Source organism: Burkholderia savannae (assembly GCF_001524445.2).
GTDB classification, from domain to species: domain Bacteria; phylum Pseudomonadota; class Gammaproteobacteria; order Burkholderiales; family Burkholderiaceae; genus Burkholderia; species Burkholderia savannae.
On sequence record NZ_CP013418.1, the window covers coordinates 1,823,405 to 1,846,348 of the forward strand.

Consider the following 22,944-nt stretch of genomic DNA (forward strand, 5'->3'; position numbering starts at 1 on the left):
GCGCGTCGCGTTCTCGCAACATGCGCGCGGCATCGCGCCGCATCGGCCAGCCGTCCCTTTCCAATCAGTGGCCGCGGCCTCGGTGTGGCCGCCTGGCCGGCGTCGCGACGCCGTAAGGATGGGTCGTCAAGCGTTCCAGCTGCGCGCCGAGCTCGTCCTGGCGCTGGGTCAGCGTCGCGATCGTTGCCTCCTGGGTCGCCTGAGCGGCGACGAGTCGGTCGATGCGTTGCTGCAATGCAGCATATTCATCACGCTGCCGCGATGACTGGATCGCCTGCACGATCAGCGCGGCGATCGCCGCGAGCACGACCACCGCGAGCGCGAGCAGCAGACGGTTGACCCGGCGCATCTCCGTATCGGCCGCCCGTCGCAGATCGATAGTTTCCGATTGGAGCGCGCGGACGCGGTCGGCGAGCGGACGCAACTGGGCGTCGAGGTCGAGCGGCGCGGCGGGCGCATTCGACGGCGCGGGAGCCGCGTGCGGCTCGGCCGTCTGGCGATCGGGTGCGGGAGACGCCGACGCTCCGCCAGACGCGGGCGATCCAGAATGCGCGACAGTCGCGGGGGGATGGGGCGGATTGCCGGGATTGTCGGAATTGTCGTTGCTGACGCTATTACCGACGCCGCCGGCGCCGTTCGTCGCCCCGAATGCGTACGCGGCAGGCGTCGCATTGCCGTTTGCGTGCCGCGCGTTCGACAATTGCGACGGCGCCTGTGCGTCATCCGACGCGGCGGCGTCGCTGCGCGCCGCGGCGCTTGCCGTTCGAATCGCAACCGGCGATGCCGGCTGCAAATTCGCCGGGATCGAATCGGCTCGCTTTGGGTTCGTTGGCGCGCGATCCGCCGCGCGCTTCTTCGCGGCCGCTTCGGCGGCCCGGCCGTGTTCGGCCGATTCCTGCCGCACCGATTCCTGCCGCACCGATTCCGCCGACGCTTGGCTTCGAGCCGCTTCGCCTGTGACGGTTCGACCCCCGCTCGCCTGGCCGCGAGCTGCATCGCCTTCAGGCGTGCGGCGCGCACGCGTGCCGCTTTCGGCCGCCTGCTTCTTGCCGTTCGCGCGACGCAAAGACGAACGGCGCGAACGGGGCGGCCGGGCGGCCGCCGCGTCGTCAGCGCCGACGTTCGGCGCCACCGGGGCCGATATGTCGACGGTGGATGCATCGCGCCGCCCAGGGGCCGCATCGGCCGATGCGGCCTCGATGGAACTCGCTGCGGTGCTTGTCGCTTCATGCGCCGAAGTCTTGTCTTGCGGGCGTTCGCCCGTCGTCTCGGCGGCGGAGCGCTCGTGCGCGCCGTCTTGCGTATGTGCGGTCGTGCTGTCAGCGAATCCGCCCAGCAGATCCGCCCGTTCGCCGGCGCTTTCGGCTTCGCGCACCGACGCACGCGCGCCGCGCGCGCTTTCCGCCTCGGCGTTCGACGTCGCCGCGCCCGCCGCACGCGGCATGACGACGGCATCCGCCGTTTCTGCGATCGGCGGCGCGGCAGGCGCGCTCCGCGTTGCGTCGTCCGATGTCTTGTCGGCAGGCTCGGCCATCGACACGCCCGTTTTCGTCTGGTCCGCCGATTCGTCGGCTGGAGCGCTGGCTGTCCCGTCGTTGGCCTGAGTGTTGGCCTGAGCGTTGGCCTGATCATTGGCCCAAGCGTTGGCCTGATCATCGGTACGAGCGTCAGCGTGAGCATCGGTACGAGCATCGGCCTGAGCATCGGCGCGAGCCCCTGCCCGATCATCAGCCGCCACGGCATCGGCCGCCGCCTCCACGACCGTCACGCCAGCAGCCGAGCCGCCCGCCATCCCGCCACGAGCCGCTCCCTCCGCGTCCCGCGCATGCCCCGCACGCAAGTCGGCCTCGCCGCGCGGCGAATCGAAGCCCTCAAAACTGCTTTGCTGCGCACGCCCCTGCGCATCGCGCTTCCCGTCGCCCCCCGAACCGGCAGCCGCATCGTCCGTCTGCGCGCGCGCTCCCGCGGCGGCGGCGCCGAACAGATCGAGCGTGTGCTCGTCGCGAAACGCTTCGCTCGAGGCCGCGTCACGACCGGAGCGCACCGCCGCGCGCGATTGCACGCGGCCGTTCGCCGCCGCGGCGCGCGGCCGCCGCCTGGTCGTGGACGAACGGGAGGAACGAGTACGTGAGAATGCTGCGGAATCGGTCATGGATCGTTCAGCGGCGCGCCGCACGCGCGCCGGGCATGTGCTGCGAACAATTTCGGGAAGGCCGCATTGTCTCACGCCCGCCGCGCGATCCCGTGCCTCAATCGTCCGGCAAGCCGCTCTTCTGCTCGGTGAAGCCCCTCACGCCCGGCAATTGCCGCAGCCGCGCGCACATGCTCTCGTATTCGCCGTCCGATACGCGGCTAAGCGCGATCGTCACTTCGTCGCTGTCCGCCGCATCCTCGCTCTGCTGGACGATGAAGCGCTTGACGCGCGCGCTGTCGACGCCGAGCGCCGCGTGCAGCGAATCGAACGTCAGCGTGCCGCGCTCGACCAGCAGCACGAGATGACGGCGCTGGCGCACGGTCAGGTAGCGCCGCTCGAGCGGCTTGATGCCGGCGAGGATCACGAGAATGATGATGGTCGCCGCGATCGCCGCCACGTACAGTCCACCGCCCACCGCGAGCCCGACGGCCGCGACCGACCACAGGCTCGCCGCCGTCGTCAGCCCGCGGACGATCTCGCCGCGCAGCAGGATCGACCCCGCGCCGAGAAAGCCGATCCCCGAGACGACCTGCGCGGCCATCCGGGACGGATCGAGATCGACGTGCGCCTCGCCCAGCACGTCGGCGAAACCGAACGCCGACACGATCATGATGAGCGCCGAGCCGACGCACACGAGCATGTGCGTGCGCAGCCCCGCCGCCCACGAAAGTCGCTCGCGCTCGATGCCGATGACGCTGCCGAGCGCCGCCGCGAGAATCAGCCGCATGATGAGTTCGACGTTGTTCAGCATCCGCACTCTCCTTTTTTCGACGGCGGCGGGCCGCATGCTTTATCCTTGCCGCTCGGCCCGCATGTCCGGGGCCGCGTTCTTCCACCGTCAACCGCGTCGTCATTCGCCATGTCCGCACCCGTCTCCGCTTCCGGCCAGGCCGCTCAGTTGCGCCGCCACTTCGCGCAAGTCGTCTTGCCGCTCTGGCGCGGGCCCGGCTTCAACCAGGCGCTGCAACTGCCGTTCGAGGCCGTCGCGCCGGACACGCACGCGCCGCTGCCCGTCACCCGCTATCGCGCGATGGCGTGCGCGCGTCAATTGTTCGTGTTCTCGCACGCGGGCGACGCCGAGCACGCGCACGCGCTCTTCGCCGCATTGTGCCGCCACTTTCGCGATCCTCGCCACGACGGCTGGTTTTTCAGCGTCGACGCGCAGGGCGCGCCGCTCGATCGCACCAAGGATCTGTATACGCACGCGTTCGTCGTGTTCGCGTGCGCCGAGTACTTCGCGGCGTTCGGCAATCGCGACGCGCGCGAGGTCGCGCAGCGCACGGCGGCGCTGATCGGCGAGCGCTTCGCGCCGGCGCCCGGCAGCGCGCTGCTCGATTCGGCACGCGGCGAGGACTTCGCCGCGACGGCAGGCGGCCCGCTGCAGAATCCGCTGATGCATCTGACGGAAGGCTGGCTCGCCGCGAGCCGCGCGTTCGGCGACGCCGCGTTCGACGACGCGCTGCTGCGCACCGCGCAGGCGGTCGAGCGCACGTTCGTCGATCCGCATACCGGCTGCGTCGCGGAGCTCCCGCTCGGCAGCGCCGACAATCGCTTCGAGCCCGGCCATCAGTTCGAATGGTTCTATCTCGTCAACGCGGCGGGCGCGCGGCTCGCGGCGACGGGCCTGCCCGACGCGCTCGCGCGTGCGTACGCGTTCGCGCAGCGGCACGGCGTCGATCCGGGCACGGGCGGCGTCCGCGCGGCGACCGACGAGCACGGCGCATGCATCGACGGCACGCAGCGCATCTGGGCGCAGACCGAATATCTGCGCGCGCTCGCGACGCACGGCGGCGAGCCGGACGCGCTCGCCCGTCAGATCGCCCGCTTCGCCGAGCGATTCCTGCATCCGCGCGGCTGGTACGAGTGCAAGACCGCGCAGGGCGACGTGTCGCGCGCGGACATGCCGTCGACGACGCCGTATCACCTCGCGACCGCGTACGCATCGCTGCCTGCGGATGCTTGATGCTTGATGCTTGATGCGCGGGGCGCGGGGCGCGGGGCGCGGCGAAGGCGCCTCGGCGCGAGAGGCCGATGTGCCGCGCCGCCGTGCGCGCCCGCGCATTTGCGTCGGCGCAGTCGCGATTTCATATCGCAAAGCCTGCAGGTGTGTTCATGCGCCTCTCGCATCGAGCATCGAGCATCGAGCATCGAGCATCGAGCATCGAGCATCGAGCATCGAGCATCGAGCATCGAGCTCCGGACCCGGCTCCGAGTCCCGAGTTCCCGGTTCGGAAACCTGAACCCCGAGTTTCGCGCTCCGTGCTCCACGTCTCGACCATCAAGCCGCAAGTTCCGAATTCCGCGCTCCCAACCGAGCTCCCAACCGAGCCCCCCAAGCTCGCGGCATCGAGCCCCGGAAAACGAATCCCCCCAACCGCCGAATCCCCCGCCGCGCACGACTCGGCTCTCCGCTAAAGCGTCGCCTGCCGCACGTACCGCACGAACGCGCGCACGGCAGGCGCCTTCTCGTGCTTCCGGTACGCGAGCGCGACTTCCGACGGAATCGGCTTGCCCACGATCGGCCGATACGCGACGCCCGGCAGCGAGACGCAGCCGACGAGCGCCTGCGGCACGACCGCGACGAATCCGCTGACCGACACGTACGCCAACACCGCGACAAGCGCGCCCGGCCGCGCAGCGACGATCGGCTCGAAACGCCCGCGGCGCGCGACTTCGAGCGTGCCAAGCGCCTGCTCGGGCACGACGAAGCGCTCGCCCGCGAGCGCGGCCGGCCGGATCGATTCGCCCGCCGCGAGCGGCGAATGCGCGGGCAACGCCGCGACGAACACGTCGCGATGCACGGTGTGCGTCAGCACGCCGTCCGGCAACGGCAGCGGCGGACGCACGTACGCGACGTCGAGCGTGCCCGCGTCGAGTTGCGCGGCGACGGCGCCCATCGAGACCTCCCGCACGTCCACGCTGATGCCCGCATGCGCGTCGCGAAACGCGCCGATCGTGCGTTGCAGCACGCCCGAGTACGCCGCCGACGACACGTACCCGACCTCGATCCGCCCGATCTCGCCGCGCTCGGCGAGCGCCGCCAGCTCCCGGCCGCGCGCGAGATGCGCGAGCGCCGCCTCGGCCTGACCGACGTACACGGCGCCCGCCGCGCTCAGCGCGACCGAGCGCCGCGTGCGATGAAACAGCCGCACGCCGAGCAGCCGCTCCGCGTCCTGGATGAGCCGCGTCAGCGCGGGCGGCGCGATGTCGAGCTCGTCCGCCGCGCGGGCGAAGTGCAAATGCCGGGCGACGCAGAGAAATGCGCGGACGTGACGCAGTTCGAGGCGATCCATTTATTGCTCCATGATGCAATAAAGATGAATTTCTATATCAATGACGTGCAATAGGCGACCAGCCTAACATGCCGTTCCCCCTTCGCGTCACGGTGTCCGGCATGCACGATTCGCCTTCTCGATCCGCTCCGATGGAGCCCATCCTTCATGTGCCGGGGTCGCCCGCCGCACCCACGCCCGCGATCACGCCCGCCCCCGCGCCCATTGCCGCGCCGGGCTCCGCCGCGCCCCCGCGCGCGCACCGCAGCACCGCCTGGCGCGCGCTCGCGACCGCCTCCGCGACCTGCTCGCTGATCGTGCTCGACACCAACGTCGTCGCGGTGTCGCTGCCGTCGATCGCCCGCACGTTCCACGCGAGCTTCGCGGACATCGAATGGGTGGTGAGCGCGTACATGACCGCGTTCGCCGCGTGCCTGCTGCCGGCGGGCGGCCTCGCCGACCGCGCGGGCCGCAAGCGCGTGCTGCTCGCCGGGCTCGCGGTGTTCTTCGTCGCGTCGCTCGGCTGCGGGCTCGCGCCGTCGGCCGTGTTCCTCAACGTCGCGCGCGCGGTCAAGGGCGTCGGCGCCGCGATGGTGCTCACGTCGGCGCTCGCCGTGATCGCCAACCGCTTCCCCGACGGCCGCGACCGCGCGCGCGCATGGGCGATCTGGGGGATGTGCATGGGGATCGCGACGACGATCGCGCCGCTCGTCGGCGGCGCGATCGCGCAATGGATCGGGTGGCGCTGGATCTTCCTGCTGAACCTGCCGGTGTGCATCGCGCTCGCCGTGGCGGTTCGCGCGACGATCGACGAATCGCGCGACCCGCACGCGAAGCGCATCGACGTGCCGGGCAGCGTGCTGTTCGGCTCGGCGCTCGCGATCGGCATCTGGGCGCTGATCGACGCGCCGTCGCTCGGCTGGTCGGCGCCCGGCACGCTCGCGCGCTTCGCGGCGAGCGCGGCGCTCGTGGTGGCGTTCGTCGGCGTCGAGCGCTGGCAGCGGCGCCCGATGATCGACCTCGCGCTGTTCGGCGAACCGCGCTTCGTCGGCGCGCTGCTCGCGATGTTCGGCTACGCGGCGTGCGCGCAGGTGATGATGACGTTCCTGCCGCTCTATCTGCAGATCGGCTTCGGGATGTCCGCGATCGACGCGGGGCTCGGCATGCTGCCGTTCGCGCTCGCGATGGTCGTCGGGCCGTCGCTCGGCGCGGCGCTGTCGGCGCGCGCGCCGGCCGCGACCGTGCTCGGCTGCGGGCTCGCGCTGATCGGCATCGGGAATTTCGCGACCGCGGCGTTCGCGGGCGCGTCGCATTACGGCCTCGTCGCGCTCGGCATGCTGATCACCGGATGCGGCGCGGGCATCCTGAACGGCGACACGCAAAAGGCGATCATGGCGTGCGTGCCGCCGGAGCGGACCGGGATGGCGTCGGGCATCAGCACCACGACGCGCTTTTCCGCGATCGTGACGTCGGTCGGCGTGCTCGGCGCCGTGCTCGCCGCGCGGACCCACGCGGCGCTCGCCGAACGCGTCGCGCACACGCCGGACCTGCTCGGCGCGCTCGACGCGCGCTTCATGTCGAGCCTGCTCGCGGGCGACCTCGCGCAGGCGTTACGCAGCCTCTCGCCGCATGCCGGCGCGGCGCTCGCGCGGATCGCGCCGTCCGGCTTCGCGAGCGGCTTTTCGGTCGCGCTGTGCGTGAGCGGCGCATTCGCGCTCGCGGCGGCCGTCGCGGTGCGGCTGCTCGTCGGCGCGACGCCGAAGCGGGCCGCGTGAACGCGCCGCTGTCGCGGCCCGAGCGGAGCGACGGATGAGGCAAGGCCCGTGCCGCTCACGTGCCTCGCACCACGCACCACGCGCCTCGCACCACGCACCTCGCGCCTCGCACCTCGCGCCTCGCGCCCGGCTCGCTCGACGCTACGCGCCCGCGAGCCGCGGCTCGGCCGCATCGGCGCGCGTCGCGGCGCCGGCCGGCCGGCGTCCGCGCGCGTCGCCCAGCTCGAACACCGAAACCGACCGCTGCAACTGCTCGGTCTGCTCGTTCAGCGACCCGGCCGCCGCCGCGACTTCCTCGACAAGCGCCGCGTTCTGCTGCGTCAACTGCTCCATCTGCGTGACGGCCTGATTCACCTGCTCGATCCCCGCGCTCTGCTCGATCGATGCAGCCGTGATCTCGGTCATCGTCTGCACGACCCGCCCGATCGACGCCGACACCGAGCGCATCGCCTCGCCCGCCCGCTCGACGAGTTCGGAGCCGCCGTCGATCTGCGCGACCGATTCCTCGATCAGCGCCTTGATCTCCTTCGCCGACTGCGCGCTGCGCTGCGCGAGCGAGCGCACCTCGCCCGCGACCACTGCGAAGCCGCGCCCTTCCTCACCCGCGCGCGCCGCCTCGACGGCCGCGTTCAACGCGAGAATGTTGGTCTGGAACGCGATGCCGTCGATCACCGCGATGATCTCGGCGATCCGGCCCGAGCTGTGCGCGATCGCGTGCATCTTGTCGATCACGTCGTCGACGATCGCGCCGCCGTTCTTCGTCGTCTGCAACGCATCGTCGGCGAGCGCGCTCGCCGCGCGCGCGCTGTCGCTGTTCTGCCGCACGGTTGCGGTCAGCTCCTCCATGCTCGCCGCCGTTTCCTCGAGCGACGCGGCCTGGCTCGACGTGCGCGCGGACAGATCCGCGTTGCCGCTCGCGATCTCGGCCGCGCCGAGGTGGATCGCGTTCGACGCGTTGCGCACGGTGCGCACGGTCCCCGCGACGCTCGCCTGCATGTCGGCGAGCCCGCGCAGCAGGCGCTCGATTTCATGGACGCCGTGCGGCGTCACCTTCTCGTCGAGACGGCCGCGCGCCATCTGGTCGAAGTGCACGCACGCCTGCGCGAGCGGCGCGACCACCGCGCGCCGCGCGACGACGTAGATCCCGGCGATGCACGCGAGCATCAGCACGAGCAGCACCACGCCGACGGTCTCGAACCAGCGCATCCCGGTGTCGATCATGCCGAGCGCGTGCTGGCTCGTCCGGCCGCTGAAGTCCGAGAACGTGCGCAGTTCGCCGAGATAGGTGTCCTGGATCTCCTGCGTCGGCTGGTCGAAGAACGCCTGCATGTTGTTGGTTTCGAGGAACCGCACGAGATCGACGAGCGCCGCGTGGTACTTGCGGTAGCGGTCGGTGAGCGCCGCCGCGCGCTCGGTGTTCTCGGCGCTGATCGTCGGCGCGGCGGTGAAGTCGGCGAACGCGCGATCGGCGAGCGTGAGCTGGTCGCGCACGTGCTGGAGCGTCTCGGTGGGCATCGGATCGCCCTTCACCATCCGCGTGCTGGCGCGGGACAGGTTGGTGCGGGCGTCGAGCATGTGCTGGGTCGCGACGGTCGCGGCATCGACCTGCTTGATCGCGACGTTGGACAAATCGTCGACGTTGCTGCGCGACGCGGACAGCGACCAGAAGCCGAGCCCCTCGACCGCGATCAGAAACAGGCAGAACACGACGAGCACGCCGAGCAGCCCGGATGCGAGCTTGATTTTGCTGAACATGAATTTCCGTTAGAGCCAAGAAGAGATACTGCCTTGGCTTTAGCGGCATTTCGGCGGCGGACTTGAGCGATCACGCATGCGGCGTAGGGACTCTTCGATCGCTCGAGGCCCGCCGGACAAGCCGAGCGAGCCGAACGAGGCGCGGGCGAGCCCGCCCGCGCGGGCCGCCCTACGTCGACGCCGGCAGGCCCAGCAGGCGCTCCAGATCCTGCATCAGCGCGTGCCGGCGCTGCGTCTCCTGCTCGTAGGCTCGCGCGGCCGCTTCGATGTCGCTGCCGCAATGCGGGCAGGTGCGCTCGCTCGGGTACACGTAGCCGTCGCAGTTGCGGCACAGCTTCAGCCTCGGCGGCACGCGCCCGACGTCCGGCGAGCGCTTGCCCCTGTTCTTCCACGCGAGCTCGATCACCTGCCCCGAGCGGACGATGCTCGACACTGGCTCGCCGTCTTCGATGCGCTCGGTCACGAGATCGAAGCGGCCCACCGCGAACGACGCCGGGCCCGCGTCCTGCACCTTCGCGATCCGCTCGCGCAGGCCCTGTTTCCGCAGCTCGAGCACGCGATAGTGGCAGTACGGATTGTTGCCCGGCTTGCCGAGCAGCGAATGCGACGTCCACGTGCATCCGCCGCGGCACACGTCCGCGTAATAGCAACTGCGGCAAAAGCCCCACAGATCGTCGACCGAGCGCAACCGGCCGAAATGGATGCCTTCGCTCGTGCGCCAGATGTCCTCGAGCGACAGGTCGCGCACGTTGCCGCCCGAGAAGCCGACCGTCGCGAGCGACGGGCATCCCTTCACGGTGCCGTCCGCTTCGAGCGCGATCACGGTCTGGCCGGCCGCGCAGCCGCTCCAGTGCACGCGCTCGTCGCCGAAGCCGCGCCACAGATGCTCGTAGGGGCCGTAATAGCCGATGTTGTTGCCGACGTTCATCAGCAGGCCCCGGCTCAGGCCGTCCGTATACAGCTTCGCGAGGAGCGGCATCAGTTCGGCCAGCCGGTACGGCTGCAGCAGCAGTTCGTCGTTGTCGACCGCGTTGCCCATCGCGACCGTCAACTGAATCTGCCAGTGCGTCGCGCCGAGCTCGATGATCGTGTCCATCAGCGCGGGCAGGTCCGCCATCGTCTGCGCGCCGATCTGCGTGTTGACGCTCACCGCGAGGCCCGCGTCGCGCGCGCGGCGCAGCGTGTCGACGGCGCGATCGAACGCGCCCGGCACGTTGCGCACCTTGTCGTGCAGCGGCGCGAGCCCGTCGAGCGACACGCCCACGCCGTTCAGGCCGGCCTCGACCGCTTGCGCGAGGCGCTTCGGCGTCAGGTTGCGGCCGCCCGTCTGGATCGCGCAATACATGCCGTGCGAGCGGATCGCGCGGATCAGCTGCGTCCAGTCCTTGCGCAGATACGCCTCGCCGCCGATCATCGACACCTCGCGCGTGCCGAGCCGCGCGAGCGCGTCGATCACCTCGAGGCATTCGGCGGTGCTCAGCTCGTTCGTCCGCCGGCGGCCGGCCCGCGAGCCGCAGTGCAGGCATTTGAGATCGCAGGCGAGCGTGATTTCCCAAACGGCATGAACCGGGACGAAGCGTTGATAGTCGCGGTCGACCAGGTAGCGGGCCGGGCGCGCGTCCAGTGTGCTCATGTCGATGTCTCCTCGTGGGGCAGTGGCCGCCGCACGCGCGGAACACCCCCGCGCGTGCGGCAAGTCGCGCGGCCGCGCTCAGCGGCGCGCTTCCAGGCGCGAGATTTCCGCTTCGAGCTTGTCGAGCTCGGCGGCGATCGCGTCGTGGTCGGCGAGTTGCTGCTCCGCCTGCTGCGCGAGCCCCTTCATCCGGCTCAGATCGCCGGACGCCCGCGCTTCCTGCAGGCTGACTCCGTACAGCACGCCCACGTGCTCGTGCGGCGGATCGAGCGGGATCAGCGAGTTGTCTTTCGACACGATCGCGTGCTCGATCGAATGCCAGCGCCCTTCGTGCAGGTAGCGATAATTCGCCGTACCCGACTGCCAGTCCTCGGTCAGCAAGCCGTTGAACTCCAGAATCACCACCTGCGGCGCGACCGGACCGCTCGGGCTGCCCGTGACGCTCAGCGCGATCATCGGCGGCGACAGCGGGTCGATCCTCATCAGATGGAACTGCCCGGTGACGCGCGCGCGGAAATGCAGCGGCGGATAGATCGGCTGGGTGATGCGTGCGAAGCCCGAGACGATCTTCTCGACTTCGTTGACGAGCAGATACAACCAGAGGACCGGCGCGCCGAGATTGGGCGTCGCGACGCGAAGTTGGACGGGAAACAGACCGGTAGTAGCCATGACGTTAGCTCCACGAAGATGTACGAACGATGTCGATGCGAGCCCGCGCCGCTCACTGCCGGCTTTCGAGCTTGGCGATTTCCGCCTTCAGCGCGCCGAGCGCGGACGCGATGTCGTCGCGGCTTTCCAGCTGCTGGCGCGCGTAGGCGGCGAGCGTCTTCATGTGCGCGAGATCGCCGGACGCGGCCGCATACTGGATCGTCACCCCGTACAGCGGCACCGGCCCGTAAGGGGTGCGCGACGATTCGCGAATGACCGGGCCGGGCTCGAGCGGCACGACTTCCGGATCGGCCTTGACCGGTACGTTCTCGACTTCGTGCCAGGTGCCGTTCGAGTAATAGCGATACGACGCGACGCCCGTCTTGCCGTCGCCCTTGAGCAGCAGCTCGCCGAAGAACGTGATCATCGAATTCGAGTGCGGCCCGCCCTGGTTGCCCTGCAGCGAGATCTGCACGATCGCGCCGCGGCCGTCGCGACGCGGCGGCGGGCCGAGCCGGAACACGTAGGTGCCCCAGACGTCCGCGCGGAAGTTGAGCGGCGGATTCACGGCCTGCGAGATCGTCGCGGTGCCGACGACGCTATGGTCGACCGTGTCGACCACCAGATTGAGCACGAGCTGCGGCGCGCCGGGCAGCCCGGTGCCGACGATGTAGCGAACCGGAAACAAACCGACACGAAGATCTTCGGACATGTGAGCCTCCTTGATGCGGGTGGTTGAACGACGACGAAACACTGAAACGCCGCCGCGGCGAAACGGCGCGCCGAAGCGGCGCTCTCGCGGCTACTTCCGTTGTTCGAGCTTGGCGATTTCGATCTCGAGCAGCTCGAGCGCCGTGGCCAGGTTGCCCTGTTCGCTCAGCAGCGTCTGTGCCTGCTTGCGCAGCGACTTCATCTGCGTGAGATCGCCGCCGGCGATCGCCTGATGGATCGCCACGCCATACGGCGTGATCGGATGACCGTGTGCTTGACTCATGATTTCCTCGTTGAAAATGACGATGGCCGACAGCCCCGTGCCCTCTCCTGCAACCGGCGATATGCGTCTGGCTGTCGTGGTTCTGCAGGATCGGGAGTTTCGTCGATGAATGACGCGTTTCTCGCCATGCGGCGACACGGCGTCCCGCGCCGTGCCGCTTGCCGCCCGTGATTTGCCATTACTTGTCCTTCTGAACAGGCGCGTCGTTGTTCTGCGGCGGTAACGCGGTTGTCTCCGTACGCCCGTCAGGCGGGACGCTTGCGCGTCGTCGGCGGGTCTGCGTACTAAGGTTAGGTCGCCTGCGCGCTTTCGCTATCTACCAAAACTGGTAGTGGTCTGCCGAATGCCGGGCCTGCGGAGCGAGCGGCCCGGCGCCAGGCATGCGCAACGCTCGGCTCGAGCGTTGCATCGCGCGGGCTCGGCGCGCGGTCGGCGCGGGCTCGGCGCGCGATCCGCCGGCGAACTGCCGGCGATCGATGCAGCGACCGACGCCCCGCTCGGCATCGGTCCGACGATGCGCCGGCGCATCGCGCATCGCAAGCCGCGCACCGTGCATCGCACCGCACGCAGCACGCCGCGCGCCGCCATTCGCCATTCGCCAACCGTCATTCGCCGGCCGCCAGCCGCCAGCCGCCAGCCGCCAGCCGCGGCAGCATTGTCGGGAGCCGCCGCCTTCGAGCATGCCCCGGTTTCGCGCCGCCAAACGCGGCTTCGGCGCGATTCGGCACGGCTTCGGCGCGATTCGGCGAACGAACCCCGCCAATAGTGCGCCGGCACGACGAATTTCCTTGCGTATCGCCCGCCCCCTTCCTAGAGTGGAGCGCAAAGAGCCGGATTGCATCGGCGGCGCGCGCATCGCACCGCATTGTTCAACGTATCAATTCAATCGATAGCGAAGGAACGTCGATGACCGACATCGTGGACCACGCGCGCGGCGCCCTGCGCGCGCAACCCTTCAGCATGCTGCTCGGCACCGAGCTCGTGCACATCGGCGGCGACGAGGCATCGCTGCGCCTGCCGATCCGCGACGAGCTCAGGCAGCAGTACGGCTTCGTCCACGGCGGCGTCATCAGCTATCTCGCCGACAACGCGCTGACGTTCGCCGGCGCGCTCGCGCTCGGTCCGCGCGTCGTCACTAGCGAATACAAGATCAATTACCTGCGCCCGGCCGTCGTCGGCACGCTGATCGCGCGCGCGAAGCTGATTTACGCGGGACGGAATCAGGCGACCTGCCAGTGCCACGTGTTCGTGATCGACGGCGATCACGAACGGCTCGTCGCGGTCGCTCAGGGCACGATCAACCGTGTCGGGGACGGGCGCGAGCCGGGTGCGGTCGAAGAAAAGGCGTAGCGCGTCGGCAAGCTGCGCGTGCGGGAAGGCGAGCGGCCTCGTCGGCCGCGTGAAACGGCGGGGCAAGCGTGGAAGATGGCACGCGGCTTGGGTGACTTGGGTGGCGCACGGTGCGGCAGCGAATCCGCCGTTGCAAAGCGGTCGCGCCGGACATCGGAATAGCGGCATCCCGGATCACCGCCATGCGCGATCGTCGGGATGCCAAATCATGGAAGCTTCAGATCACCGCGGCATCGGGACGCGGAAGCGCCCGGATGGCGAACCGCACGCGCGTCGAAGCTTTGAAGCACTAAATTCAAGGAACTCCGGAACTTTCGAGCTTCGAGCTTCGAGCTTCGAGCTTCGAGCTTCGAGCTTCGAGCTTCGAGCTTCGAGCTTCGAGCTTCGAGCTTCGAGCTTCGAGCTTCGAGCTTCGAGCTTCGAGCTTCGAGCTTCGAGCTTCGAGCTTCGAGCTTCGAGCCTTCGAGCCTTCGAGCCTTCGAGCCTTCGAGCCTTCGAGCATCGGAGCTTCCGGGCATCGGAAAGCAGGAACGTCAAAACGCCGAAGCACCCGATCATCGAAACAGCGCCACGACTAAACACCCGAACGCCCGGTCATCGCCCCGTCCAAGCGCCGAAGCGTCAGAACGCGTCGCCCGGCACCCGCACGAAGCCTTCCATCAGCACGCGCGCGCTGCGGCTCATGATCGCCTTCGTGACGACCCACTCGCCGCCCGCCTGCTTCGCCTCCGCGCCGACGCGCAACGTGCCCGACGGATGCCCGAAGCGCACGGCCTCACGCTCGCCGCCGCCCGCCGCGAGATTCACGAGCGTACCCGGAATCGCGGCCGCGGTGCCGATGGCCACGGCCGCCGTGCCCATCATCGCGTGATGCAGCTTGCCCATCGACAGCGCGCGCACGAGCAGATCGACGTCGGCGGCCGCGACGCGCTTGCCGCTCGACGCGACGTAGTCGGCCGGCTTCGCGACGAACGCAACCTTCGGCGTGTGCTGGCGCGTCGCGATCTCGTCGAGCGATGCGATGAGGCCCATGCGCAGCGCGCCGTGCGCGCGGATCGTCTCGAACATCGCGAGCGCCTTCGCATCGCCGTTGATCGCGTCCTGAAGCTCGGCGCCGGTGTAGCCGATCGCCGCCGCGTCGACGAAGATCGTCGGAATGCCCGCGTTGATCATCGTCGCCTTCAGCGTGCCGACGCCGGGCACCTCCAGATCGTCGACGAGATTCCCGGTCGGGAACATCGCGCCGCCCGCGCCCTCCTCGTCGGCCGCCGGGTCCATGAATTCGAGCTGCACTTCGGCGGCCGGGAACGTGACGCCGTCGAGCTCGAAGTCGCCCGTCTCCTGCACCGCGCCGCGCGTGACCGGCACGTGCGCGACGATCGTCTTGCCGATGTTCGCCTGCCAGATCCGCACGATCGCGACGCCGTTCTCCGGCACGCGCGCCGGATCGATCAGCCCGCCCGCGATCGCGAACGGGCCGACCGCCGCCGACAGGTTGCCGCAGTTGCCGCTCCAGTCGACGAACGGCTTGTCGATCGACACCTGGCCGAACAGGTAGTCGACGTCGTGATCGGGACGCGCGCTCTTCGCGACGATCACCGTCTTGCTGGTGCTCGACGTCGCGCCGCCCATCCCGTCGATCTGCTTGCCGTACGGGTCGGGGCTGCCGATCACGCGCATCAGCAGCGCATCGCGCGCGGCGCCGGGCTTTTGCGCGGCCTCGGGCAGATCCTGCAGGCGGAAGAACACGCCCTTGCTGGTGCCGCCGCGCAGGTACGTCGCGGGAATCCTGATTTGAGGGAGGTGAGCCATGGTTCGTGATGTCCTGTGTCGATCGATCGGAGCGAGTGCTTCGGCACCGACTCCGATCTCATGCAATGCAGGTGGGCCGGGGCCGCCCGCGCGCGGCGAACGGCCCCGCAAGGCGGCGCGTCGCCGCATCGCCCGGCAACGCGCGTCACCGCACCGTTACGCCGCCTTCGACGATTCGAGGAAGTCCTGCGCGAAGCGCTGCAACACGCCGCCCGCGTCGTAGATCGACACTTCCTCGGCCGTATCGAGCCGGCACGTGACGGGCACCTCGACGCGCTCGCCGCTCCCGCGATGGATCACGAGCGTGAGATCCGCGCGCGGCGTGCGCCCGCCGATCACGTCGAACGTCTCGGTGCCGTCGATGCGAAGCGTCGTGCGGTTCGTGCCCGGCTTGAACTCGAGCGGCAGCACGCCCATGCCGATCAGGTTCGTGCGGTGGATGCGCTCGAAGCCTTCCGCGACGATCGCCTCGACGCCCGCGAGCCGCACGCCCTTGGCCGCCCAGTCGCGCGACGAGCCCTGGCCGTAGTCGGCGCCGGCGACGACGATCAGCGGCTGCTTGCGATTCATGTAAGTCTCGATCGCTTCCCACATCCGCATGACCTTGCCTTCCGGCTCGACGCGCGCGAGCGAGCCTTTCTTCACCGCGCCGTCGACCACCGCCATCTCGTTGATCAGCGTCGGGTTCGCGAAGGTCGCGCGCTGCGCGGTCAGGTGGTCGCCCCGGTGCGTCGCGTACGAGTTGAAGTCTTCTTCCGGCAGGCCCATCTTCGCAAGGTATTCGCCCGCCGCGCTCGTCGACAGGATCGCGTTCGACGGCGACAGGTGGTCGGTCGTGATGTTGTCGCCGAGCACGGCGAGCGCTCGCATGCCCTGCAGCGTGCGCTCGCCCGCGAGCGCGCCTTCCCAGTACGGCGGGCGGCGGATGTACGTGCTCCGCGGCCGCCAGTCGTACAGCGGCGCCGCGCGCTCGCCGGCGTCGGCCGCGCGCGCGAACATCGGCTCGTAGACGCGGCGGAACTGCTCGGGCTTCACGCTCGACGCGACGATCGCGTCGATCTCCTCGTCGGTCGGCCAGATGTCCTTCAGCGTGACGGGCTTGCCGTCCTGGTCGTGGCCGAGCGCGTCCTTCTCGATGTCGAAGCGGATCGTGCCGGCGATCGCATACGCGACGACGAGCGGCGGCGACGCGAGGAACGCCTGCTTCGCATACGGATGGATGCGGCCGTCGAAGTTGCGGTTGCCGGACAGTACGGCCGTCGCGTACAGGTCGCGCTCGACGATCTCCTGCTGGATCTTCGGATCGAGCGCGCCGGACATCCCGTTGCAGGTCGTGCACGCGAACGCGACGATGCCGAAGCCGAGCTTCTCGAGTTCCGGCAGCAGGTTCGCTTCTTCCAGATACAGCTCGACCGCCTTCGAGCCGGGCGCGAGCGAGCTCTTCACCCACGGCTTGCGCGTAAGGCCGCGCGCGTTCGCGTTGCGCGCGAGCAGGGCCGCGGCGATCACGTTGCGCGGGTTGCTCGTGTTCGTGCAGCTCGTGATCGCGGCGATGATCACCGCGCCGTCGGGCATCTCGCCCGCCTTCTCCTCCCACTGGCCGGCGATCCCGCGCGCGGCGAGGTCCGACGTCGGCAGCCGCTTGTGCGGGTTCGACGGGCCGGCCATGTTGCGCACGACGCTCGACAGATCGAACGTCAGCGTGCGCTCGTATTGCGCGTTGGCGAGCGTATCGGCCCACAGGCCCGCCGCCTTCGCGTAGGTTTCGACGAGCTTCACCTGCTCGTCGCTGCGGCCCGTCAGGCGCAGATAATCGATCGTCTGCCCGTCGATGAAGAACATCGCGGCCGTCGCGCCGTATTCGGGCGCCATGTTCGAGATCGTCGCGCGATCGCCGAGCGTGAGGCTCTTCGCGCCCTCGCCGCGGAATTCCAGATACGCGCCGACCACCTTTTCCTTGCGCAGGAATTCGGTGAGCGCGAGCACGACGTCGGTCGCGGTGATGCCGGGCTGGCGCTTGCCCGTCAGCTCGACGCCGACGATGTCCGGCAGGCGCATCCACGACGCGCGGCCGAGCATCACGTTCTCCGCCTCGAGGCCACCCACGCCGATCGCGATCACGCCGAGCGCGTCGACGTGCGGCGTGTGGCTGTCGGTGCCGACGCAGGTGTCCGGGTACGCGACGCCGTCGTGCGCCTGGATCACGGGCGACATCTTCTCCAGGTTGATCTGGTGCATGATGCCGTTGCCGGGCGGAATCACGTCGACGTTCTCGAACGCCTTCTTCGTCCACTCGATGAAGTGGAAGCGATCCTCGTTGCGGCGATCCTCGATCGCGCGGTTCTTCGCGAACGCGTCCGGATCGAAGCCGCCGCACTCGACGGCGAGCGAGTGATCGACGATCAGCTGCACCGGCACGACCGGATTCACCTTCGCCGGATCGCCGCCGCGTTCCGCGATCGCGTCGCGCAGGCCCGCGAGATCGACGAGCGCGGTCTGGCCGAGGATGTCGTGGCACACGACGCGCGCCGGAAACCACGGGAAATCGCGCTCGCGCTTGCGCTCGACGAGCTGTTTCAGGGAATCGGCGAGGATCGCCGGGTCGCAGCGGCGCACGAGGTTCTCGGCGAGCACGCGCGACGTGTACGGCAGGGCGTCGTACGCGCCCGGGCTGATCGCGTCGACGGCGGCGCGCGCGTCGAAATAATCGAGCGACGTGCCGGGCAGGGGTTTGCGGTTGGCAGTGTTCATTGCGTGGGGACAGACTGGGTAACGATCGTCGCGAAACGGCCGGGCGTCGCGCCCGGCCGCCGGATGCCGCCGATCAGCGCTTCTCGATCGGCACGAACTTCAGGTCTTCCGGCCCGGTGTAGTTCGCGCTCGGGCGGATGATCTTGTTGTCGACTCGCTGCTCGATGATGTGCGCGCTCCAGCCGGACGTGCGCGCGATCACGAAGAGCGGCGTGAACATCGCGGTCGGCACGCCCATCATGTGGTACGACACCGCGCTGAACCAGTCGAGGTTCGGGAACATCTTCTTGATCTCCCACATCACCGATTCGAGGCGCTCGGCGATGTTGAAGAGCTTCAGGTCGCCCGCTTCCTTCGACAGCTTGCGCGCGACTTCCTTGATCACCTTGTTGCGCGGATCGGAGATCGTGTAGACGGGGTGGCCGAAGCCGATCACGACTTCCTTGTTCTCGACGCGGCGGCGGATGTCGGCTTCCGCTTCGTCAGGCGTGCGGTAGCGGTTCTGGATCTCGTACGCGACCTCGTTCGCGCCGCCGTGCTTCGGCCCGCGCAGCGCGCCGATCGCGCCCGTGATCGACGAATAGATGTCCGAGCCCGTGCCGGCGATCACGCGGCCCGTGAACGTCGACGCGTTGAACTCGTGCTCCGCGTACAGGATCAGCGACGTGTGCATCGCGTCGACCCACGATTTCGACGGCGTCTTGCCGTGCAGCAGGTGCAGGAAGTGTCCGCCGATCGAATCGTCGTCGGTTTCCGTTTCGATCCGGCGGCCGTTGTGCGAATAGTGATACCAGTACAGCAGCATCGAGCCGAGCGACGCCATCAGCCGGTCCGCGATGTCGCGCGCGCCCGGCAGGTTGTGATCGTCCTTCTCGGGCAGCACGGTGCCGAGCACCGACACGCCCGTGCGCATCACGTCCATCGGATGCGCGGACGCCGGCACCCATTCGAGCGCCGCCTTCACGTTCGCGGGCAGCCCGCGCATCGCGCGCAGCTTCGCCTTGTACGCGGCCAGCTCGGTGACGTTCGGCAGCGTCTCGTGCACGAGCAGGTGCGCGATCTCCTCGAATTCGCTCGAGCCGGCGATGTCGAGAATGTCGTAGCCGCGGTAATGCAGATCGTTGCCGGTCTTGCCGACCGTGCACAGCGCCGTGTTGCCCGCCGCGACGCCCGACAGCGCAACCGACTTCTTCGGCTTGAAACCGCCCGCGGCGCTCGTCGCCGCCGCTTCCTTCGTCTCGCTCATCCTTATACTCTCCTGGGTTCGAATCCGTGATTCCCTGCTTCGGTGCTCGCGCGCATCCGCGCTTCAGTTCCGGCCTTGGCTGAAGAGCTGGTCCAGCTTCTCTTCGTATGCGTAGTAGCCGAGATACTCGTACAGCTCCGCGCGCGTCTGCATCGTCGGCACCGCGGCCTTTTGCGTGCCGTCGCGGCGCACCGTCTCGTAGAAGTTCAGCGCGGCCTTGTTCATCGCGCGATACGCGCCGCAGCAGTACAGCGCGATGTCGACGTTCGCGCTCTTCAGCTCGTCGAGCGTGAAAAGCGGCGTCGAGCCGAACTCGGTCAGGTTCGCGAGAATCGGCACCTTCACCGCTTCCTTGAAGCGGCGGTAATCGTCGAGCGTCTTCATCGCCTCGGGGAAGATCATGTCCGCGCCCGCCTCGACGTACGCGATCGCGCGCTCGATCGCCGAGTCGATGCCCTCGGCCGCCGCGGCGTCGGTGCGCGCCATGATCACGAAGGTCTCGTCGGTGCGCGCGTCGACGGCCGCCTTGATCCGGTCGACCATCTCGCCCGTCGGCACGCATTCCTTGCCCGGACGGTGGCCGCAGCGCTTCTGGCCGACCTGATCCTCGAGGTGCACCGCGCCGACGCCCGCCTTGATGAACGAGCGGATCGTGCGCGCGATGTTGAACGCGCCGCCCCAGCCGGTATCGATGTCGACGAGAAGCGGCAGGTTCGTCGCGTTGGTGATCCGGTTCGCGTCGACGAGCACGTCGTCCATCGTGCTGATGCCGAGATCGGGAATGCCGAGCGAGTTCGCGGCGACGCCGCCGCCCGACAGATACACCGCCTTGAAGCCAACCGCCTCGGCCATCTTCGCGGCGTACGCGGTGATCGCGCCGACCACCTGCAGCGGCTGCTCGGCCGCGACCGCCGCGCGGAACTTCGCGCCGGCGCTGATCAGTTGTGGGTTGCCCATCGACTCCTCCTGAAAGATGCTCGTCAAGAGCAAGGTCCGGGCCAGGCCGATCGCCGGCCGCTAAGCTGCTGATTCTGCGCGCAATCCGCGCTTGCCGCTCATGTCGGACAATTGCAATTTCGAAATTGAAATTCCATATTTGAAATCGACGCGCGATAATGCGAATCGTCATCCATCCGGCCGAGCGCCGCGCGCGCCCGGCCTTTCGGTCTCGATCATGAGCACCCTACCCGAAACCGGCGTGCGCCCGCGCGTCTGGGCGGTCGGCATCAGCCGGCTGCGCGCCCTCTTTCGCGACATCGCCGACGAATACGAAGAGCGCGCCGACCTGCGGATCGTCGCGCGCGGCTACGAGGAAGCGATCACCGCGCTCGCGACGGCGGGCGGCGAGCGGCCCGACGCGATCGTCGCGGCCGGCTCGAACGGCACCTACCTGAAGGCGCGCGTGCGCGTGCCCGTCGTGCTCGTCAATCCGACCGGCTTCGACGTGATGCACGCGCTCGCCCGCGCGCGGCGCGACGCGAGCCGGATCGCGCTCGTCAGCTACGGCGAAACGCCGCCCGAGGTGCGCAGCTTCGTGGCCGCGTACGGGCTCGACGTCGTGTTCACGTCGTACCAAAGCGCGCAGGAAGCGGAAACGCGCGTGCTCGAAATGCGCGAGCGCGGCATCCAGACCGTCGTCGGGCCGGGGCTCGTCACCGATCTCGCCGCGAACGTCGGGATGGGCGCGGTGTTCGTGTACTCGCACGCGTCGGTGCGCGCGGCCGTCAACACCGCGCTCGAGGTCGCGCACGCGACGCACGCCGAGGCGCTGCGCCGCGAGCGCCTCGACAACCTGCTGCAGCATCTGCGCGACGGCGTCGTCGCGCTCGACGGCGACGGGCGCGTCGAGGCGATCAACGAGCGGCTCGCGCTCGCGCTCGGCGTCGAGCCGTCGGCCGCCGTCGGCCGCGCGCTGCACGAGCTGACGCCCGAGCTGCGCACGCTGCGCGCGGCCGACGGCGACACGCTCGCGACCTTGCGCGGCGTGCGCTACGTCGTGCATCGCGGGCCGCTCGCCGCGAGCGGCGGCGCGCCCGGCAGCGTGCTGACGTTCCAGGAATCGCGCGCGGTCGAGCGGCTCGACCGCACGCTGCGCTCGCATCAGCACGCGCAGCAGTTCACCGCGCGCTACCGGCTCGACGACGTCGTCGGTGCGTCGCCCGCGATCGCGCACGCGCGCGATCTCGCGCGGCGCTACGCGAAATCGGACGCGACCGTGCTGATCCTCGGCGAAAGCGGCACCGGCAAGGAGATGATCGCACAGAGCCTGCATGCGCTGTCCGCGCGCCGCAAGTATCCGTTCGTCGCCGTGAACTGCGGCGCGTTTCCGGAAGCGCTGCTCGAGAGCGAGCTGTTCGGCTACGAGGAAGGCGCGTTCACGGGCGCGCGGCGCGGCGGCAAGGCGGGGCTCTTCGAGGCCGCGCATCGCGGCACGCTGTTTCTCGACGAAATCGGCGAGATGCCGCCGTCGCTGCAAAGCCGGCTGCTGCGCGTGCTGCAGGAGCGCGAGGTCGTGCGCGTCGGCTCGACCGAGCCGATCCCGATCGACATACGCGTCGTCGCGGCGACGCACCGGCCGCTCTTCGCGGCCGTCGAGGCGGGCGCGTTCCGCGCGGATCTCTATTACCGGCTCAACATCCTGAACATCGGGCTGCCGCCGCTGCGCGAACGCGCGGCCGACATTCCCGCGCTCGCCGCGACGCTGCTCGCGCAGGCCGCGCAACGCGAGCCGCGGCTCGCGGACAGGCTGCGCGACGCGCACGACGCGGCGCGCGCGCTCGCGGCGGCGAACGCGGCGTTGAGCCGCTATCGATGGCCCGGCAACGTGCGCGAGCTGCAAAACGTGATCGAGCGGATCGCGGTGGAGCTCGCCGATGCCGACGAGCGCGGCGACGCGGCGGCGAGCGTGGACACGCTGCGCGCGATCGCGCCCGAGGTGCTCGCGAGCGACGCGTTCGCGGCGGGCGGCCAAGGCGAGCGCGGCGGCAACGCGGATGCAGGCGATGGTGGCGACGATGACGCCGCGCAAGGCCTGACGCTCGTGCAACGCCGCCGGCGCGCGGAAGCCGACGAAATCCGCGCCGCGCTCGACGCATGCGGCGGCGATCGCGATCGCGCGTGCGCGATGCTCGGCATCAGCAAGACGACGCTGTGGCGCAAGCTCGCCGCCGACGAAGGGAAAGCGCGGCAGCGGTAAGCGCGGCGGCGGCGTGTGACGCGCAACCGGGAACTTGCGGCGAAGCGCTTTCGCTTCGGTTCTTGCGGTTTGCGGTTTGCGGTTTGCGGTTTGCGGTTTGCGGTTTGCAACTTGCATCTCGCGTCTCGCGTCTCGCGTCTCGCGTCTCGCGTCTCGCGATTTTCAGCTTGCGGCATTCGCAGCGCGTTGTCCTCGCGCCTTTCGTCGCGATTCTCGCTTCGTCACGCGATTCGTCGGCCGCAACGCGCCCGCATTGCCTGCGCGCCCCGCCCGCTCGCACGCGCATCCCGAGCATCCCGACGCATCCCGACGCATCCC

The 22,944-nt window shown here is 69.4% G+C and carries 17 protein-coding genes; 5 read left to right on the forward strand and 12 right to left on the reverse strand.

Translation table 11 applies throughout. The features are described from left to right. Positions 1-64 precede the first annotated feature (64 nt). Both WS78_RS29215 and WS78_RS29225 read right to left on the reverse strand, forming a co-directional pair. A complete protein-coding gene (locus WS78_RS29215) occupies positions 65-2,152 on the reverse strand; it encodes a hypothetical protein (RefSeq protein ID WP_156437386.1) in 2,088 nt (695 codons plus the stop codon). A 97-nt stretch (positions 2,153-2,249) separates the two neighbouring features. Continuing rightward, complete coding sequence (locus WS78_RS29225) at positions 2,250-2,945, reverse strand: MgtC/SapB family protein (protein ID WP_038754708.1); 696 nt, start codon at positions 2,943-2,945, stop codon at positions 2,250-2,252. A 108-nt stretch (positions 2,946-3,053) separates the two neighbouring features. Here WS78_RS29225 and WS78_RS29230 point away from each other — a divergent pair, with 108 nt between their 5' ends. Then, a complete protein-coding gene (locus tag WS78_RS29230; protein ID WP_059575544.1) occupies positions 3,054-4,157 on the forward strand; it encodes an AGE family epimerase/isomerase in 1,104 nt (367 codons plus the stop codon). Between the two features lie 448 nt (positions 4,158-4,605). Here WS78_RS29230 and WS78_RS29235 read toward each other — a convergent pair whose 3' ends face one another. Continuing rightward, complete coding sequence (locus tag WS78_RS29235; protein WP_059575545.1) at positions 4,606-5,487, reverse strand: LysR family transcriptional regulator; 882 nt, start codon at positions 5,485-5,487, stop codon at positions 4,606-4,608. A 131-nt stretch (positions 5,488-5,618) separates the two neighbouring features. Here WS78_RS29235 and WS78_RS29240 point away from each other — a divergent pair, with 131 nt between their 5' ends. Further along, a complete protein-coding gene (locus WS78_RS29240; RefSeq protein ID WP_226377253.1) occupies positions 5,619-7,241 on the forward strand; it encodes an MFS transporter in 1,623 nt (540 codons plus the stop codon). A 141-nt stretch (positions 7,242-7,382) separates the two neighbouring features. On the opposite strand, the gene WS78_RS29245 is transcribed toward WS78_RS29240, so the two are convergent. The 5 genes from WS78_RS29245 to WS78_RS29265 form a co-directional block, all read right to left on the reverse strand. Next, complete coding sequence (locus tag WS78_RS29245) at positions 7,383-8,996, reverse strand: methyl-accepting chemotaxis protein (protein ID WP_059575546.1); 1,614 nt, start codon at positions 8,994-8,996, stop codon at positions 7,383-7,385. A 169-nt stretch (positions 8,997-9,165) separates the two neighbouring features. Further along, positions 9,166-10,629, reverse strand: a complete 1,464-nt coding sequence (locus WS78_RS29250) for a GDL motif peptide-associated radical SAM/SPASM maturase (RefSeq protein ID WP_038754696.1) — start codon at positions 10,627-10,629, stop codon at positions 9,166-9,168. 78 nt (positions 10,630-10,707) lie between these two features. After that, positions 10,708-11,298 carry a DUF1842 domain-containing protein gene (locus WS78_RS29255; protein WP_038754693.1) on the reverse strand — a complete coding sequence of 197 codons (591 nt, stop codon included), beginning with the start codon at positions 11,296-11,298 and terminating at the stop codon, positions 10,708-10,710. Between the two features lie 52 nt (positions 11,299-11,350). Then, a complete protein-coding gene (locus tag WS78_RS29260; protein WP_038754690.1) occupies positions 11,351-11,989 on the reverse strand; it encodes a DUF1842 domain-containing protein in 639 nt (212 codons plus the stop codon). A 90-nt stretch (positions 11,990-12,079) separates the two neighbouring features. Next, entirely contained in the window at positions 12,080-12,271 is a 192-nt protein-coding gene (locus WS78_RS29265) for a DUF1843 domain-containing protein (RefSeq protein WP_038754687.1), read from the reverse strand. A gap of 403 nt (positions 12,272-12,674) precedes the next feature. Here WS78_RS29265 and WS78_RS36530 point away from each other — a divergent pair, with 403 nt between their 5' ends. Together WS78_RS36530 and WS78_RS29275 are read left to right on the forward strand one after the other, a co-directional pair. Continuing rightward, positions 12,675-13,037: a hypothetical protein gene (locus WS78_RS36530; protein ID WP_156437387.1), complete on the forward strand. Its 363-nt coding sequence runs from the start codon at positions 12,675-12,677 to the stop codon at positions 13,035-13,037. Between the two features lie 140 nt (positions 13,038-13,177). Continuing rightward, a complete protein-coding gene (locus tag WS78_RS29275) occupies positions 13,178-13,621 on the forward strand; it encodes a PaaI family thioesterase (protein ID WP_038754684.1) in 444 nt (147 codons plus the stop codon). 621 nt (positions 13,622-14,242) lie between these two features. On the opposite strand, the gene prpF is transcribed toward WS78_RS29275, so the two are convergent. The 4 genes from prpF to prpB form a co-directional block, all read right to left on the reverse strand. Further along, positions 14,243-15,433: a 2-methylaconitate cis-trans isomerase PrpF gene (gene prpF, locus WS78_RS29285; protein WP_059575548.1), complete on the reverse strand. Its 1,191-nt coding sequence runs from the start codon at positions 15,431-15,433 to the stop codon at positions 14,243-14,245. Positions 15,434-15,589: 156 nt separating this feature from the next. Beyond that, positions 15,590-18,184, reverse strand: coding sequence for a Fe/S-dependent 2-methylisocitrate dehydratase AcnD (acnD, locus tag WS78_RS29290; protein ID WP_059575549.1), 2,595 nt, complete (start codon positions 18,182-18,184; stop codon positions 15,590-15,592). A 73-nt stretch (positions 18,185-18,257) separates the two neighbouring features. Further along, entirely contained in the window at positions 18,258-19,430 is a 1,173-nt protein-coding gene (gene prpC, locus WS78_RS29295) for a bifunctional 2-methylcitrate synthase/citrate synthase (RefSeq protein ID WP_038744225.1), read from the reverse strand. Between the two features lie 63 nt (positions 19,431-19,493). After that, on the reverse strand, positions 19,494-20,387 hold the full coding sequence (gene prpB / locus WS78_RS29300) for a methylisocitrate lyase (protein ID WP_038744230.1): 894 nt from the start codon (positions 20,385-20,387) through the stop codon (positions 19,494-19,496). Between the two features lie 217 nt (positions 20,388-20,604). Here prpB and prpR point away from each other — a divergent pair, with 217 nt between their 5' ends. After that, positions 20,605-22,626 carry a propionate catabolism operon regulatory protein PrpR gene (gene prpR / locus WS78_RS29305; RefSeq protein ID WP_059575723.1) on the forward strand — a complete coding sequence of 674 codons (2,022 nt, stop codon included), beginning with the start codon at positions 20,605-20,607 and terminating at the stop codon, positions 22,624-22,626. The last annotated feature ends 318 nt before the right edge of the window (positions 22,627-22,944 follow it).